This window comes from Alcanivorax sp. 24 (assembly GCF_004360225.1).
Lineage (GTDB): Bacteria > Pseudomonadota > Gammaproteobacteria > Pseudomonadales > Alcanivoracaceae > Alloalcanivorax > Alloalcanivorax xiamenensis.
Map to the genome: position 1 here is coordinate 1 of NZ_SNUA01000011.1, position 16,473 is coordinate 16,473.

The window sequence follows — 16,473 nt, forward strand, 5'->3', positions numbered from 1 at the left end:
CAACGGCTCAGGGCATTCGCGGCCAAGCGGAGCGCCGCCCGGGCCGCTTCCCACAGCAGTTTCGTGGCGGACCTGTGGGAGGCCAGCTTGCTGGCGAATTCCGGCCCTCTGGTGTTGGGATATTCGCTTGCCAGCAAGCTTCCCACAGCGGCTTCGTGGCATGATCCGTGGGAGACCGGCTTGCCGGCGAATATAGCGGCTTGGTAGCCCCTTCCGTTACAGACCCGTGCCCATGATTGAAGCGCGGTGGCCCGCCAAACCGCGATGAACCCTAAAAAGCGTTTTAGTGCTTGCCAGGGCGTTGGGTCTGGTTTTGCATTATCGGCGTCCGGCGTCCGGCGTCCGGCGTCCGGCGTCCGGCGTCCGGCGTCCGGCGTCCGGCGTCCGGCGTCCGGCGTCCGGCGTCCGGCGTCCGGCGTCCGGCGTCCGGCGTCCGGCGTCCGGCGTCCGGCGTCCGGCGTCCGGCGTCCGGCGTCCGGCCCGGGTATAATGCCGGCCGATCAGGAGGAACCAATGACACAAGCACGCGCTGTACACGGCATCGACGACAGTCCGCGGGGGCGCCTGCTCAGCGCCGCCGCCCAACTGTTTCGTGACAAGGGGTATGAACGCACCACGGTGCGCGATATCGCCGCCGTGGTGGGGATCCAGAGCGGGTCCATCTTCCACCATTTCAAGACCAAGGAAGACATCCTGTTCGCGGTGATGGAGGAGGTGATCCACTTCAATACCGAGCGTCTGCGCGCCGCCATCGCCGCCGAGGAGCGGCCAGTGGAGCGGTTACGGGCGCTGGTGCGCGCGGAACTGACCGCCATTGTCGGTGATACCAGCGAGGCGATGACGGTGATGGTCACCGAGTGGCGCTGCCTCAATACCGACAAACAGCGCGAGGCGCTGGCCCTGCGGGATATCTATGAGCAGCTCTGGTTGGATGTGCTCACTGATCTGCACCAGGAAGGCCGTTTCCGCGCCGACCCGTTCATCATGCGACGGCTGATCACCGGCATGACCGGGTGGACCCATAACTGGTTTGATCAGTCCCGCAGTCTGTCGGTGGAAGGGTTGGCGGATCTGATTGTCGACCGGGTGGTGGGTGAGGATGACGGCGAGGAGGGCGCGGCGTGATCGGTAACGGCTTCGCTTGGGGGCGCACCGGCTACACCATCATGGAGGAAGGGGAGCTGGATCCGGCTACCTGGCAATTAAAGATCAGTCATTACCTGGTGGCCGAGCCCAGTGGCCACACCGTGCCCGGGCGCTTCACTCTGGAGCAGGCCAGGGCCTGGATCGAAGAGCGCGAATCGGAGGCGGATTCCGGCTGAAATGCAGCCAAAATGGGCGTTTATTCGACAGTGCGACGAAAATATGAACGAACGGCAGGTTTTTTCGCAGAAAGCCGTTGACACTCCGGGGCCAATCCCTAAAATGGCGCCCACTTCGCAACGCGATGCGGGTGGTTAGCTCAGCTGGGAGAGCATCTGCCTTACAAGCAGAGGGTCGGCGGTTCGATCCCGTCACCACCCACCAGTTTCCCGAAAGGACGGCTTATAGGCCACTCTTTCACGGAAAGTTCGGAGCGGTAGTTCAGTTGGTTAGAATACCGGCCTGTCACGCCGGGGGTCGCGGGTTCGAGTCCCGTCCGCTCCGCCAACATTTTTCATGATCTTAGCCTTTTTCCATGTATTAAGGGGCCGCATCGAGTATTTCGATGCGGCTTTTTCTTTTGTGGCGCCGGGCCACCGCGGAACTTCCCCCTCTCCTGATGTTCTTATCCTGTAAGCGCCTTTTGACCCCTGTCATGAAAGGGTCACCAAGGGGACGCTAAAGTTGATCCGACAATCTTTGATTTGAAAATACAGAATGAAACGTAAAGGAGAATAACCATGGATCATTACTTCGAAGAACGGATGCAGGAAAAGCTCTGGCTGGAGACCCTGGAAGAGCTGGTGGAAGGCGACTGGGAAAGCGATGACGACGGTGTGGAGCTCTGATCCCCCGTCGTCCCCCCTCCGGCCCGATGGGCCAACCCCTCCCGATTCTGTGAAGCACTCAGCGTTCTGATTACCTTTCCCGAGCAACCCCTTTCTTTTACCTAAAAGCCGGTTCACACTTTTGTCGTAGCTGCCCGCGATCGGCGGATTGTGACGAGCCTGGTCACCTGACGGTTCGCGAGGCGGATAAAACGATAAGGACATGATCCGGGGAAGGCGAGATGGCGGGGTCCTCCGTTACCTCTGAAGCAATAGTGTTCTTTGCCGAGCACCGCATCACCAAAAGCATGCTCCACGCCGATTTCGAGGCGATTCTGGATGGCATGGTGGGGGTGCCGGAGTTCGCTCGCAAAGAGATGCGTGGTGCCTACTGTCTGGTCAACGGGCAGCTGAAGGTCAAGGCGCTGGTGTTGTTTCTGATCGGCTTCGACGAAGACGGCATGGCCGATACCACCTGGAATATTCCGTTGCGCCATCTGGCCGAGCACGGCGGCCCTGGCCCGGACATGGGCAGCGGTCCGATCCGGCTGGCCTGCCGCAGCCAGTGCCCGGTGGCGTGGCACCAGGACCAATTGTGGGATCCATCGATGAAGCCCGGCGCCAACGACTTCGTCGCGGTGCGGGATCTGTTGCGCCAGCGCGGGCCGAAGATGGGCCTGGAAATGGACGAGGGCCTGCCGCCGCCCACGGTGCCGCCGATGCTGTCCGAGGAGGAAATTCCCACGCTGGGCGCCACTGATCCGGACCCGGAGCGGGTAAGGCTGGCCCGCACCATCAAGGAATTGCGTCTGCGTATTCACACCCTGGAGAGCGGGCAGAAGGAAGAAATGGCGCAACTGCGCTATGCCCAGCAGCAGAAAGAGGAAATTCTCAATACGCAGCTGGAAAAGGTGCTGATGCAATTCAAGACCCTGAAGTCCCAGAACGCGGCGCTGCGCGAGCAGAGCGGTTCACTCAAGGATCAAGTGACGTCGTTGCGCCGGGATCAGCAGGAACAGGACCGTCAGCAGGGGGGGGAAACGGAGCGCCTGCGTCAGCAGTATCAATTGGAACTGGAGCAGCGCCTGGAAGAAGAGCGGGCGCGGCTGGCCGACGAACTGCACAGCAAGGAAATGGAGGTGCTCAACCGGGACGATCTGATCGCCCAACTGCGCAAGGACGTGGCTGGTCTCAAACACCAACAGATGAAAGTGAGTAACGCCGGTGGCGAGCAGATGTTGCGCAAACTGGAGAGCCTGGGCCTCAGTTTCATTGCCTTCCATCCCGGTGCCGGCCACGTCTCCATCGGTGCTGACCAGATTTCCGATTACATGGAAAACCCGTTGGCGTTCGCGGCGCGTAAATGCCTGGTGACCGAGGATCACTACCGTGCCTGGCTGGCTCACTATGAGAATCCGGTATGCCAGGTGGCGGTGGGGCCGGAGGCGCGTGCCTGTGGCAAAAGAGTGATCCGGGTGGACGTGCCTAATCAGTTCAAGCCGGGCGTCTCCGATTGCAATTCCAACCGCTGTCCGCACTGCCGTTCGGATGCCGCCATCGATAATGTGCTCAAGTTCCGGTAATTATGCCGCGAACTGGTAAGTATCTTGCTTCAAGAATCCGCCAGGGAGCCCCTGAAAAACACCCATCATCCCGGGCTGACCCGGGACCTCCCTCGGCATGGCCCGCGGCTTCGTGGAGGGAGATGCCGGATTGAGTCCGGCATGACGTTGTTTAGAGGTTCCTTAAGCGCCATACCGGATCGTGAGGGTCGGGGGGACTCGCGCGATCGAATAATAAGGGGGGAAGCCATTCATGGCTCAAGAATCCATCGATAAGCGTTTATTGCAGGCGTTCGTGCCGGTCAATGCGCTGTCCAATGATCAGCTCGACTGGTTGTTGGACCAGCAGGAGGTTTGTCGTTACGAACCCGGCGACATTCTGTTCCGTCAGGGGGATCGTGATAACGTCACCATTTATCTGCTCAGCGGTGATGTGGAGCTATTCAACGAGAGCGGCCAGCGCAGCGTGGTTCGGGCGGGGGATGCTACCTCCTGGCACCCGCTTGGTCATTTCCAGCCGCGCCGGGATGACGCCCGGGCGCTGACCGAAGTCAGCGTGGTGCGTTTCGACAGTTTCCGGTTGGACACCATCTTGTCCTGGGATCAATCCGCCGGTTACGTGATTCTCGACATCAACGCCAATGCTGCTTATCAGCATGACCGTGACTGGATGATCCGGTTGCTGAAGTCCAATTTGTTCCACCGGGTGCCACCAGCCAACATTCTGGAAATCTTCCGCCGCCTGCATGCCCGCCGCTGCAAGGAAGGTGAGGTGATCATCCGCCAGGGCGAGGAGGCGGATTGCTGTTACATCATCAAGGAAGGGGTCTGCGAGGTGTCCATCGAACTGGGTAACCCCGGAGTGGCGACGCCGGTGGCGATGCTGGAGGAAGGGCAGTGGTTCGGTGAGGAGGCATTGCTGTCCGGCACACCGCGTAACGCCACCATCACCATGGCCACGGACGGGGTGTTGATGCGTCTGGGGCGGGACGATTTCGACGCGCTGCTGCGGGAACCGATCATCCACACCCTGCCGGTGGACAAGGCCCGGGAGAAGATCGCCGCCGGCGCCCGCTGGCTGGATGTGCGCACCGGCGACGAGTTTGACCGCCATCGGCTGTCCGGAGCCGCTAATATGTCGTTGAATGTGCTGCGCCTGAAGTCGCGGTTGCTGGACCCGAAACAGGCCTACGTGGCCTACTGTGATACCGGTCGGCGTAGCGCCACGGCGGCATTTTTGTTAAAAAACGCAGGCTTGGACGTGTTCGTGCTGGAAGGCGGCCTCAATGGTAACGCCGACCCTCTGCACGAGTATCTCGAATAGCCCGTCCCGGGGATCCGGGGCTGGGGCCCAACCCGGGACTAATGTGGCGCAAGACAAATTTCGCAATATCGGCCTGATCGCCCGTTCCGAAAGCGAGCAGGCGCTGTACTCCATGCGCCAGCTGATTCACTTTCTGCACGGTCGTGACTGCACTGTCATTCTGGAAAAGGGCATTGCCGGCAGTCTCCCGGAAATGGGACTGCAGGCGGCCAGCGCCGCTCAGATGGGCGAATCCTGTGATCTGGTGATCGTGGTCGGCGGCGACGGCAGCCTGCTCGGCGCGGCCCGTACCCTGGCCCGTTACGATGTGCCGGTGCTGGGGGTGAACCGGGGGCATCTGGGCTTCCTCACCGATATTCTGCCTTCGGAAATCGAATCCCGGGTCGGTCAGGTGCTGGACGGTGAATACACCACCGAGCGTCGCTTCCTGCTGGATATGGAGGTACGGCGCGGCAATCTGGTGATGGGCGAGGGCAGCGCGCTTAATGACGTGGTGCTGCTCTCCGGTGACAGTGTCCACATGATCGACTTCGAGCTGATCATCGACGGCCATTTCGTCTATGGGCAGCGTTCCGACGGCCTGATCATCTCCACGCCCACCGGTTCCACCGCCTACGCTCTGTCCGGCGGCGGTCCGATCATGCATCCCCGTCTGGATGCCATGGTGCTGGTGCCGATGAACCCCCATACCCTGACCAGCCGGCCCCTGGTGGTGGACGGTAACAGCGAGATCAAGATCCAGATCACCACCGAGAAAGTGAACCCCCTGGTGAGCTGCGACGGCACTTCCGGAGTGCGATTACAACTGGGCGACGTCATCGCCATTCGCAAAAAGCCCCATCGTTTGCAGTTGATCCACCCGCCGGGGCACGATTTCTACCAGGCCTGCCGTTCCAAACTGGGCTGGAGCACCCGTCCGGGGGATAATTGAGGTTCGTCTCGGAGTAAAGCGGGTGGACCACCGCTGGCACGGAAGGGGCCACGAAGTCGCTGTGGGAAGCTTGCTTGCAAGCGAAGGGCTTCCGGGCCCCATGATTCGCTTGCAAGCAAGCTTCCCTCAGCGGCGTTGTAGCGGCCTTTTTATGTCTCCAAGGCCGACAACACCACCACGATGAACCATAATTGATGGCCGACCGCCGTCCCAACCATGTCACAACCCGAGAGGGATGATGAATTTTTCCAATTTCGAGCAGTTGATTGATTCCATGACCCTGGAAGTGTGGCACGGCCTGCGTCGTGCCGTGGAACTGGGGCGCTGGCCCGATGGCCGCCAGGTTTCCGCCGAGCAGCGGGAACTGTGCCTGCAGGCCATCATCGCCTGGGAAGCCAGGAACCTGCCTGAAGAAGAGCGTACCGGTTATGTGCCTTCCCATTGCAAAAGCAGTGAAGCGGACAGTGATCAGCCAGTGGATCTGCAACCGGCCCCCGAGCGGAAAGGAGAGCACTGATGCGTGATGGCAGCCCGGCCAATGTTACCCGCCTGGCGGACTATCTGCCGCCGGCCTATCTGGTCCCGCGTACCCATCTGGACGTGGATATCCGTGACGGCCACACCCTGGTCACCGCCACCCTGACGCTGGAGCGTAATCCGGCCCGGGAAGACCAACCGGAAGACCTGGTGCTCGACGGCGAGCACCTGGAACTGGTGTCACTGAGTCTGGACGGTGCGCCGTTGCCGGCTTCCCGCTATCGCGAGGCGGAGGGCCGCCTGACCGTGTTCGCGGTGCCGGAGCGTTTCGAATTGACCTCGGTGGTTCGCATCGAACCGGAAAAGAACACCGCTCTGGAGGGGCTGTATCGCTCCAACGGCATGTATTGCACGCAATGCGAGGCGGAAGGGTTCCGCCGCATCACCTGGTTCCCGGATCGCCCGGACGTGCTCAGCCGGTTCACCACCACGGTGCGGGCCGACCGCGAGCACTACCCGTTGCTGTTGTCCAACGGTAACCCGGTGGCCAGTGGGGAAGAGGGCAACGATGACAAGGAGAGCGGCCGGCACTGGGTCACCTGGGAAGACCCGTTCCCCAAGCCCTGCTACCTGTTCGCCCTGGTGGCCGGCGATCTGGCCTGCCTCAAGGACACCTTTACCACTGCTTCCGGTCGCGCAGTGGCCCTGCATCTTTACGCTGAACACCGGGATCTGGACAAACTCGACCACGCCATGGTGTCACTGAAAAAAGCCATGGCCTGGGATGAAAAGGTGTACGGCCGTGAGTACGACCTGGACATCTTCCAGATCGTCGCCGTCAGCCATTTCAACATGGGCGCGATGGAAAACAAGGGCCTCAACATCTTCAACACCGCCTGTGTGCTGGCCCATCCGGCCACCACCACCGACGCCGCTTTCGAGCGGGTGGAATCGGTGGTGGCCCACGAGTACTTCCACAACTGGAGCGGTAACCGGGTCACCTGCCGGGACTGGTTCCAGCTTAGCCTCAAGGAAGGTTTCACCGTATTCCGGGATCAGGAATTCTCCTCGGATATGAATTCGCGGGCGGTGGTGCGGGTGGAGAATGTGAATTTCCTGGTCAATCACCAGTTCCCGGAAGACCAGGGCCCTCTGGCCCACCCGGTGCGTCCGGCGCAGTATCAGAAGATCGACAATTTCTACACGCTGACCGTGTACGAAAAAGGCGCGGAAGTGGTGCGCATGCAGCATGAGCTGCTGGGCGCCGGGGATTTCCGCCGCGCCACGGATCTGTACTTCGAGCGCTTCGACGGACAGGCGGTGACCTGCGATGACTTCGTCGCCTGCATGGAGGAAGTGTCCGGGCGGGACCTGACTGGGTTCAAACGCTGGTACAGTCAGGCCGGTACCCCCATCGTCAGTGCCGAGGACACCTATGTGGATGGCCTCTACAGCCTGACTCTGAGCCAGCATACCCCGGCGACCCCGGGGCAGGCGGACAAACAGCCGCTGATGATTCCGGTCAAATTGGCGCTGTTGGATCCGCAAGGTAAACCGCTGGCGCTGAACGACCAGGGTGACACCGAAACCGTGGTGATTCTGGAGCGGGCCACGCAGACTTTCTCGTTCCCGCTGCCGATCCAGCCGACGCCCTCCCTGCTGCGCGGGTTCTCGGCGCCGGTGATCCTGCGCTACGACTTCGACGAAACCCAACTGCGGACGCTGCTGGCTCACGACAGCGACGGCTTCTGCCGCTGGGATGCGGCCCAACGTCTGTACTTTTCGGCGCTGGCGCGAATGATCGAGCAGGGTGAGAGCGCCGGGCAGCAACTTGAACGGCTGCGTCCGGCCCTGGAGGGAGTGATCCGGCGTGCCGCCGAGGATCCGGCCCAGGCCGCGTTGCTGCTGACCCTGCCCACCGAGACCGCCATCGGCGACCGTCATTCGCCGCTGGATCCGGGCCGGGTGCACCGCGCCGCCCATGCGTTCAAGGTGGCTTTGGGGCAGGCTTTAAGCGAGGACTGGTGGCGCCTGGCCGAGTCCCTGCATGAGCCGGAATATCGCGCCGACGGTGATGCCATGGGCAAACGCCGTCTGCGTCTGCTGGCCCTGTCCTACCTGGGCCTGGCCGAAGCCGACGGTATCGCCGACGAGTTAGGGCGGACCTTCCGTGATGCCGCCTGCATGACCGAGGAGATCGGAGCCCTGGGGATTCTGGTGAGCAATGCCCTGGACGGCGCCGGGCCGGCGCTGGAGCAGTTCGCCGAGCGCTGGCGGGACGAAGAGCTGGTGATGGACCAGTGGTTCGCGGTACAGGCGGCGGTGCCCGGGCCGGCCACCGTGGCGCGGGCGAGGGCGCTGATGTCCCACCCCGCCTTCGAATGGACCCAGCCCAACCGGGTACGAGCGCTGATCGGTACCCTGGTCAACGGCAACCCCTCGGCCTTCCACGCCGAGGACGGCAGCGGCCATCGCCTGTTCGCCGAGACGCTGAAGACACTGGATGCCATCAATCCACAAATCGCCGCCCGGCTTGGTAACGGCGCGGCGCGGCTGGATCGTCTGCGGGAGGACCTGTCGACGTCGCTGCGCACGGCCTTGAACGAGGTGCGTGAAGGGGCCTCCGCCAATCTGGCGGAAGTGTTGGATCGTATTCTCGGGGCCTGATGAAACGCTATCCGTTGCTCTTGCTGGCCGGGCTGATCGTCGGGCTGGCGGTGCAGCCGGCCTCGGCGGCGGTGAGTGAGCAGGACGCCCGGCGGTTGTCCGCGGACCTGACCCCGCTGGGGGGTGAACGGGCCGGCAATACCGAGCCGTCCTCATCGCCGCTGGCGATTCCCCGATGGCGCGGTGATGGCTGCCGGGCCCCGGCGACGGATCAGCCTTTGCTGCGCATTGACGCGGGCAACCTGAACCAATACGAGGCCGACCTGCCGCAAGGGGTGGCGGCGATGATTCGCCGCTATCCCGACAGCTTTTACCTGCCGGTCTACCGCAGCCGCCGCACCGCGACGGCGCCGGAGTGGGTTTATCGCAATACCGCTCTTAACGCGGTGCGCGCGAAGCTTTCCGGGCGCGGGGTGGCCGGGGCCTTTGGCGGTATCCCGTTCCCCATACCGCACGGCGATGCCGGCGCCCGTGGCCGCCAGGCAATGTGGAATCATGTGCTGCGCTGGCGGGGTGTGTTGATGGAGCGCCAGTCCAGCCAGCTGTCGGTGCGCGCCAGTGGTGGCTATCGCCGCGTCAGTGCACGACAAAGTCTGTACTTCCCCTATTACGATCAGCGCCTGAACGGCGAGCGCCTCGGGCCCCGCTATCTGTACTACTACTCGCGGATCCTGGCGCCGGCGCGGCTGGCCGGCGGCGCGGTGTTGATGTACGACACCCTCGACCCGGCGCGGATGCCACGCCAGTCCTGGGGCTATGATGTGGGGCGGCAGCGCGTGCGCCGGGCGCCGGAAATCGCTTACGACGCTGTGCTGGCCGGCAGTGACGGTCTGCGCACCGTCGACGACGCGGATCTGTTCAACGGGGCCCTGGACAAGTACCACTGGCGGTTGCTGTATCCGCGGCCGGTGGAACGCTTCATCCCTTACAACAACGATTTCCATATCGATCTGGAGCGGGAGGGTAAACTCCTGCGCCGGGGGCATTTGAATCCGGCACGAACCCGTTGGGAGCGGCACCGGGTGTGGGTGGTGGAAGGACGCCTGCGGGAAGGCGAGCGGCACATTTATTCGCGCCGCCGTTTCTATATCGACGAGGACAGCTGGCAAATCGCGGCGGCGGACCAGTACGACCTCAGCGGTGCGCTGTGGCGGGTCAGCCTGGCCTACAGCAAATGCTATCCTCGGATTCCGGCGGTGTGGACCGCTCTGGATGCCTATCACGACCTGCGCGAGGGGCGCTACCATTTGCGCTTCACCGAGACTGGCGCAGCCGGCGCGCTGGTGTTTCCGGAAACGTTACCGGACGAGAGGGATTTCCTGCCCTCCGCCTTGCCTGACCGGAGGTAGGATAAAACGAGAGACTACTGCTGCCCCAGAGTTCGCTGCCAAGGCAGCTTCCCACGGCGGCTGCGTGGCTTCCTCTGTGTGAAGCTGCCTTGGCAGCGAATGCCGGCTTCGCAAACCGGGCAGGACGGCTTGGTTCCCGATATAATCCCGGCCGTTGTCGCCCACGAAGGAACCGGAACGCCCATGCTTTACTCCCTCGCTCGCCCCCTGTTGTTTTCCCTGTCCGCCGAACGCAGCCACGATCTTACTCTGGCGGCCCTGCGCCATGGCGCTGGCAAGTTCTATCCGGGCCGGATACCGGACCGGCCGGTGCGGGTGATGGGGCTGGACTTCCCCAATCCGGTGGGGCTGGCGGCGGGGTTGGACAAGAACGGAGACTGCGTCCGGGGTCTGGCGGATCTGGGTTTTGGTTTTCTCGAAATAGGGACGGTGACACCACGTCCGCAGCCCGGCAATCCGCGGCCGCGTTTGTTCCGCTTGCCCCGCTCCCGCGCGGTGATCAACCGTATGGGGTTCAATAACAAAGGCGTGGACTACCTGGTGGAAGCGGTCCGTGGCAGCGGCTACAACGGCGTGCTCGGCATCAATATCGGCAAAAACAAGGACACGCCGATGGAGCAGGCGGTGGACGACTACCTGCACTGCCAGCGCAAGGTGCATGCCCTGGCCAGCTATCTGGTGGTCAACGTGTCCTCGCCGAACACACCGGGCCTGCGCGAGCTGCAGCATGGCGAGGCGCTGAACGCGCTGCTGGGCACCCTGCGCGAGGAACAGACCAGGCTGGATCAACGTAACGGCTGGAAGGTGCCGCTGGTGGTCAAGATCGCTCCGGACAACAGCGACGAGGAACTGGCGTCCATGGCGGAAGCCTTCGTGCGGCACGGTATTGACGGGGTCTGTGTCGGTAACACTACGTTGGAGCGGCCTCTTGTCGCCGGCGAGCCACAGGGTGACGAGCAGGGTGGCCTCAGCGGTGCCCCGCTGAAACCGATCGCTCACCGCGCGCTGGACGTGGTCAGCCGCGGCTTGAATGGCCGCGTGCCGTTGATCGGTGTCGGCGGCATCATGAGTGGCGAGGATGCCCTGGAAAAGCGGCGTCTCGGTGCCGATCTGGTGCAGATCTACAGTGGCCTGATTTACCGGGGCCCGGAACTGATCGGCGAGATCGCCCGGGCCTGGCCGAGGGCAGGTAAGCGCTAGTCCGGCTCGGTGGTATCCGGCTTACTGTTTCAGTGCCACGTCAAAGTGATACTCGACCTGCTGTTCGCGGCCGGGGCGCACAAGTAACAAGCGCTCCGGCGTGCCGTAAAAATGGTGCGCCCATTGCGGAGGTCGTGACTGGTCGCGGTGATAATGGTAGCCCACGGTGGCGAGATGCTTGAGGTAACGTCCACTGTCATCCTGCGCCAACACCAGCAACTGGCGATTGTCGTGTGAGGGTGCGGTGACGAACATATTATCGAGTAACCGGGCCCCTTCCGGGAGGGCCTGCGCCCGCACCCACCGGGATTGGATCTCCGGACGCTGATTGATCAGCAGACGTCCGCGAACCCGCGCGGGCGGGGTCGGAAAGGCTTGGGGATGGTACTCCAACCGGTTCACGGTGAAGCGAAACCATTGCTCGCGCTGGTCCTGTTCGTCCGGTAACGGAATCAGCTCCCCCTCGGAGTCCAGGAAGGCCACCTCGATCAGTTTCTCGAAACGATCAAAAGCGGAAATAAAGTGGTCGCTGGGCACGGAGGGGTAATGGAACCGCACCGAGGCGGGTGTCTCCTGGTGGCCGGCCACCTCGCCAAGACCCACCAGGGAAACGGTGATGATCCGGCTCAAACGGTCGGGCGGCCACTCCCAGGGCCGGGTCTCATCGAAACGCCGGAGCGTCGGATCGTACACCGTGGCGGTGGTGGGAATGGCGATCGGAGTAGGCGTATTGGTGGCGGCCTGGAATTGCACCGGGGTGAGCGTCAGCGTTTCTTCGCGGTGCTGATAACCGTTCACCCCCACCAGCAGAACCTCCAGTTCGGCGATGGGCCCGGCGAACGTGGCCTGATGGTAAGACGTGTCGCCATGTTCTTCACGCAGAGCCTGTTGGCGGGCTTCCACCCGTGACTTCACGCTCTCCGGGTCGATCCCGTTGCCATCGATGGCATCATCAATGGTGGCGTCGAGCAGATCCAGCATGGCCGCTTCAAGACCCGGTGGCCCGGTGTTCACCCCCAGTGTGGCCAGAGTGCGTCCGCTATCATCGCGGGCGTTGAGGATCACCGAGTCCCCGCCGGGGAAGGCGCTGTCCGCATCGGTTTTCACCGCCACCGTGGCCTGGTGATGATCCACCGAAACCAGGGTCACCTCGATGTCGCCGACGGTACGGCTTTCCCCCTGCTGGTTTGCCTCGAAGGCAAGGTGTTCAACGCCTCTTGGCACGGTCAGGGCAAGCCGGCCCTGCAGCATTGCCACCGGCGGTGCTTCCTGGTTGCCCGGCATTACGGTGCGCAGGCCGGAACGGCGTTCCTGATAGATAGCGGGCCGGTCGATCATGCCGGGGCGGCTTGCCGTTGGCGTCAGCCGGGTGCCGTCGGAGAGTGTGGCGGCTGTCCACGACAGGGCATGCTCGAAGGGGTAGTCGAACGGCAGCACGATCTGGGTCCGTTCCGGCATTAGTCTCGGGTTGTGTTCGATCAACAAACCGCGCACATAATTGTCGGCCATAGCCTGGGGGGAGCGGTAGTCGGCGAGGATCGCGAGCGATGGGGAGGCGTACTCCGGGGTTGCCGGCGGCAGGCTTTGCCGCAGTTCGGCCCGGCGCATCCAGAAGGCGGTATCGACGAGCCGGGATAGCTGTTCGCGTACGGTATCGTCCGGTACTTCCGCCAAACGTTCCTGATAGCGTTTCTGTTCGGCGTCCAACTGACTCAGTTGCTCATCGACGGAGCCGGGATCGCAGGCGGTCAGAACGAGTACGCCACAGAGTAGGGCGAGGATTTTCAACGGCGGCATGGTGGACCCCATCCGGTTCCTTGGATACCGGGTCATCTTACACGGGAAAGACGGTGTTGCCAGAAGTCCCGGCCAGCGCCGCCGTCTTCAACAAAAATGCCAGGCAAAGAAAAGGGCCCGGGTGGGGCCCTATGGGGTCGGCGCCAAGAGCGCCGGCGCTGTGGAGAACGGGTTGCTTTATCGGTTCATCATATCCGGTTCATTTCCCCCTTACGTTCAGCGGAGATCCTTGAGGTTGTGGATGCCGGCGACACCCACCAGGCCATGTAATTGATCAACGCGTCCTTCACGCCATCCGTTCAGCCAACTGCTGCGCGCCTGTAAAGCGTCGAAGGGACAAAAGTCTTTGGATTTTCCTTTGTAACCGGCCTGGTATCCGCGGCTGTAGGCCCGCTCCTCACGACTCCGTTTCTGTCTTTTCATGGACACTTTCCTCTTTCCTTCATCGTAATGACTGGGAATATCCTGCTGATCCTCTCTGTGTCACAATGCGCCGCCCTGATTCCATACGGAATCTTCTCCGGCGGGGCGAGCCATCTGTCCGCCCGGATTCGTATTCCGGGCATTAATCCCCTGGCTCAAAGGCCCGTGATGCCGGTGGCGAGCACGAGTGATCAGGTGTTGGTAGTGCCTTGGTCCGCGCTCGTTATCGCGCAAACCATTCTTCGAGTATGGGAAAGGGGGCCGCCCGTGTCGAATAACGAACGGCAATATGTGACGGCGTGGTTAAACGGATGCCGCATATTTGACGGTTTCGTGAAAGTTAGCCCATCCCATTGATTTGGCTGATAATTGTTCCGAGGCACCAAGCTGTGCAAACACCGATGAGGCATTTCCCATGGAGTTCGTGACCACTTGCCTGCCAGGCCTGGCCCCGCTGCTGGCCGAGGAACTGGTGGAGCTGGGCATATCCGTAACAGAGACCGGTAACGCCCATGTCATCATCGACGGGCGCCAGGAAGACGGCCTGCGGGTATGCCTGTGGTCGCGGTTGGCGGAGCGGGTGTTGCTACCGCTGGTGACCCTGGAGATCAGCGCGGAGGAAGCCCCCGAAGCACTGGCGGCGGCGCTGGACTGGCCGGCCCTGGTGGCGGCCGGCGCGCCGCTGTTCCTCAATCTTGAGCACGGCAAGGGCGTGCGTGGTGATAACCGTATCAGCACCCGGCGGTTGGCGCGGGCGCTGCCGCCATCGTTGCGTGTCTCGGACAGTGAACTGGGGGCATGCTGTGTGCGCGGGCGTCTGGACGAGAATCAGGCCCACTTGTGGCTGGATCTGGCCGGCACGCCGTTGCATCGGCGCGGCTATCGCCTGGCCGGCGGCCGCGCACCGCTGCGCGAGAATCTGGCCGCCGGCATACTCAGAGCCGGTGGTTGGCACCATCCGGACCGTCCCTCCATGGTGCTGGATCCGTTCTGTGGTAGCGGCACCCTGCTGATCGAGGCGGCCTGGATGGCCGGCGGCGTGGCGCCGGGCGCCTTGCGTCAGGACTATGGCTTCATGGCCTGGCGCGGGTGCCGGCGGGCGTTGTGGGAAGGGCTGCGCGAAGAGGCCTCCGCCACCTTGCATAAGCTGCCGTCGTTACCGCCGCTGAAGGGCTTCGACGTGGACAACCGGGCGATTCAGTTCGCCATGGATAACGCCGAGCGGGCCGGGGTACGGCGCCTGCTACACCTGGAGCGGCGCGAACTGGGCGCCCTGCGTCAGCGGGACCTGGGCGACACCGGTCTGCTGGTGACCAATCCGCCCTGGGGCGAGCGCCTGGAAGAACGGGAGCGTTCCGCCTGGCTGCACGCCGGTCTTGGTCGTTTGATGGGGCAAAGGGCACTCAACTGGACCGCGGTGCTGTTGGGCACCGATGTCACCACTCTGGATCGTTGCGGCATGGCGCTGCAAAGCCAGTATCGCCTGCTCAACGGCCCGCTGAAGAACTATATCCGCGTCTACCGCCCACGGCCGCCGGTGGCGGAGTCACCGCTGCGGGTGGCGGCGGAGCCCGGTTTCGCGCCGCCGGAGGGGGCGGTGCCGCTGCTGAACCGGCTGCGCAAGAACGGTAAACACCTGCGCCGCTGGCTGGAGCGTGAGGATATTCAATCGTATCGCCTCTATGATCGTGATCTGCCGGAGTTCAATGTGGCGGTGGATATTTATGGCGATCAGGCGCTTGTACAGGAATTCAAGGCGCCGTCCTCGATTGACCCTGAAAAGGCCAAGGAGCGCCGCCAGTGGGCGGTGAGCGCGGTGCGCTCGGCGTTGGCGGTGCACCGGGAGCAGGTTCATCTGCGCACCCGTGAGCGGCAGAAAGGGCACAGTCAGTATCAGAAGCTGGACAGCCGGGGCCAATACAAGGTGGTGCGCGAAGGGCGTGCCCATCTGCTGGTGAATCTCAATGATTATCTGGATACCGGCCTGTTCCTGGATCATCGGCCGATGCGGCTGCGGCTGGCTGAGGAGTCCGCCGGCAAACGCGTCCTGAATCTGTTCGCCTATACCGGTGCCGCCAGCGTTCATGCCCTGGTGGGCGGTGCCCGCCGGGTGGTGACGGTGGATGCGTCGCGCCGTTATCTGGACTGGGCCGCCTGCAACCTGGCCCTGAACGGCTTTTCCAGTGACGCCCACCCGCTGGAACGGGCCGATGTGATGGGCTGGCTGGAAACCTGCCGCGAGCAGTTCGACGTGGTGTTTTGTGACCCGCCCACCTTTTCCAATAACAAAAGCCGCCAGGATTTCGTGGTCCAGGAGCATCATGGCGAATTGATCCGCCGTATTCTCAAAAGGCTCGAGCCCGGCGGTGTCCTGTACTTTTCCTGCAACTTCCGCCGCTTCGAGATGGATGAAAGCATTCGTCGCTGGTATCAGGTGGAAGACCTTACCCAATGGAGCACCCCGGAGGACTTTCGCCGTCACGGGTTGCACCATTGCTTTGCCATTCGTCACGGAGAGACACCATGAGCGTCACGCTTTACACCACCTTGGGATGCCATTTGTGTGAGCGGGCCCGGGACATGCTGCTGACCGTGGATCCGATGCTGGCCATCGAGGCCATCGACATTGCCGAGGACGACGATCTGATCGTCAGGTACGGTGAGCGTATTCCGGTATTGCGCCGGGGCGACCAGGAGCTGGCCTGGCCGTTCGGACTGCTGGACGTACGCGCGTTTCTGATGGGTGAGCGGTTGGTCTGATCGCTTCGAATCC

General features: G+C 62.8%; 13 protein-coding genes and 2 tRNA genes. 13 read left to right on the forward strand and 2 right to left on the reverse strand.

Annotation, left to right across the window (positions count from 1 at the left end; genetic code table 11):
* Positions 1-513 precede the first annotated feature (513 nt).
* From E0L37_RS14600 to E0L37_RS14650, 11 genes are all read left to right on the forward strand, one after another.
* The gene (locus tag E0L37_RS14600) at positions 514-1,125 is read left to right on the forward strand and encodes a TetR/AcrR family transcriptional regulator (protein ID WP_133492457.1); all 612 of its coding nucleotides are present in this window, start codon (positions 514-516) and stop codon (positions 1,123-1,125) included.
* Positions 1,122-1,322 carry a hypothetical protein gene (locus tag E0L37_RS14605; RefSeq protein WP_133492458.1) on the forward strand — a complete coding sequence of 67 codons (201 nt, stop codon included), beginning with the start codon at positions 1,122-1,124 and terminating at the stop codon, positions 1,320-1,322. Before E0L37_RS14600 ends, E0L37_RS14605 begins: the two co-directional genes overlap by 4 nt.
* Positions 1,323-1,451: 129 nt before the next feature.
* Positions 1,452-1,527 (forward strand) — tRNA-Val (locus E0L37_RS14610).
* A gap of 46 nt (positions 1,528-1,573) precedes the next feature.
* Positions 1,574-1,650: transfer RNA gene (locus E0L37_RS14615), tRNA-Asp, on the forward strand.
* 562 nt (positions 1,651-2,212) lie between these two features.
* A complete protein-coding gene (locus E0L37_RS14620; protein WP_133492459.1) occupies positions 2,213-3,553 on the forward strand; it encodes a hypothetical protein in 1,341 nt (446 codons plus the stop codon).
* A 232-nt stretch (positions 3,554-3,785) separates the two neighbouring features.
* A complete protein-coding gene (locus E0L37_RS14625; RefSeq protein WP_133492460.1) occupies positions 3,786-4,856 on the forward strand; it encodes a cyclic nucleotide-binding domain-containing protein in 1,071 nt (356 codons plus the stop codon).
* A 43-nt stretch (positions 4,857-4,899) separates the two neighbouring features.
* Complete coding sequence (locus E0L37_RS14630; RefSeq protein WP_133492461.1) at positions 4,900-5,787, forward strand: NAD(+) kinase; 888 nt, start codon at positions 4,900-4,902, stop codon at positions 5,785-5,787.
* A 235-nt stretch (positions 5,788-6,022) separates the two neighbouring features.
* Positions 6,023-6,304, forward strand: coding sequence for a YeaC family protein (locus tag E0L37_RS14635; protein ID WP_133492462.1), 282 nt, complete (start codon positions 6,023-6,025; stop codon positions 6,302-6,304).
* Positions 6,304-8,931 carry an aminopeptidase N gene (gene pepN / locus E0L37_RS14640; protein WP_133492463.1) on the forward strand — a complete coding sequence of 876 codons (2,628 nt, stop codon included), beginning with the start codon at positions 6,304-6,306 and terminating at the stop codon, positions 8,929-8,931. Before E0L37_RS14635 ends, pepN begins: the two co-directional genes overlap by 1 nt.
* Complete coding sequence (locus E0L37_RS14645; protein WP_133492464.1) at positions 8,931-10,280, forward strand: DUF1329 domain-containing protein; 1,350 nt, start codon at positions 8,931-8,933, stop codon at positions 10,278-10,280. Before pepN ends, E0L37_RS14645 begins: the two co-directional genes overlap by 1 nt.
* Positions 10,281-10,463: 183 nt before the next feature.
* Positions 10,464-11,480 carry a quinone-dependent dihydroorotate dehydrogenase gene (locus tag E0L37_RS14650; RefSeq protein WP_133492465.1) on the forward strand — a complete coding sequence of 339 codons (1,017 nt, stop codon included), beginning with the start codon at positions 10,464-10,466 and terminating at the stop codon, positions 11,478-11,480.
* Between the two features lie 21 nt (positions 11,481-11,501).
* On the opposite strand, the gene E0L37_RS14655 is transcribed toward E0L37_RS14650, so the two are convergent.
* A complete protein-coding gene (locus tag E0L37_RS14655; protein WP_133492466.1) occupies positions 11,502-13,289 on the reverse strand; it encodes a hypothetical protein in 1,788 nt (595 codons plus the stop codon).
* A gap of 204 nt (positions 13,290-13,493) precedes the next feature.
* Positions 13,494-13,700, reverse strand: a complete 207-nt coding sequence (gene rmf, locus E0L37_RS14660) for a ribosome modulation factor (RefSeq protein ID WP_022994432.1) — start codon at positions 13,698-13,700, stop codon at positions 13,494-13,496.
* 415 nt (positions 13,701-14,115) lie between these two features.
* On the opposite strand from rmf, the gene rlmKL reads away from it, so the two are divergent.
* Both rlmKL and E0L37_RS14670 read left to right on the forward strand, forming a co-directional pair.
* Entirely contained in the window at positions 14,116-16,227 is a 2,112-nt protein-coding gene (gene rlmKL, locus E0L37_RS14665) for a bifunctional 23S rRNA (guanine(2069)-N(7))-methyltransferase RlmK/23S rRNA (guanine(2445)-N(2))-methyltransferase RlmL (protein ID WP_133492467.1), read from the forward strand.
* On the forward strand, positions 16,224-16,460 hold the full coding sequence (locus E0L37_RS14670; protein ID WP_133492468.1) for a glutaredoxin family protein: 237 nt from the start codon (positions 16,224-16,226) through the stop codon (positions 16,458-16,460). The genes rlmKL and E0L37_RS14670 overlap by 4 nt, the downstream gene beginning before the upstream one ends.
* Positions 16,461-16,473 lie beyond the last annotated feature (13 nt).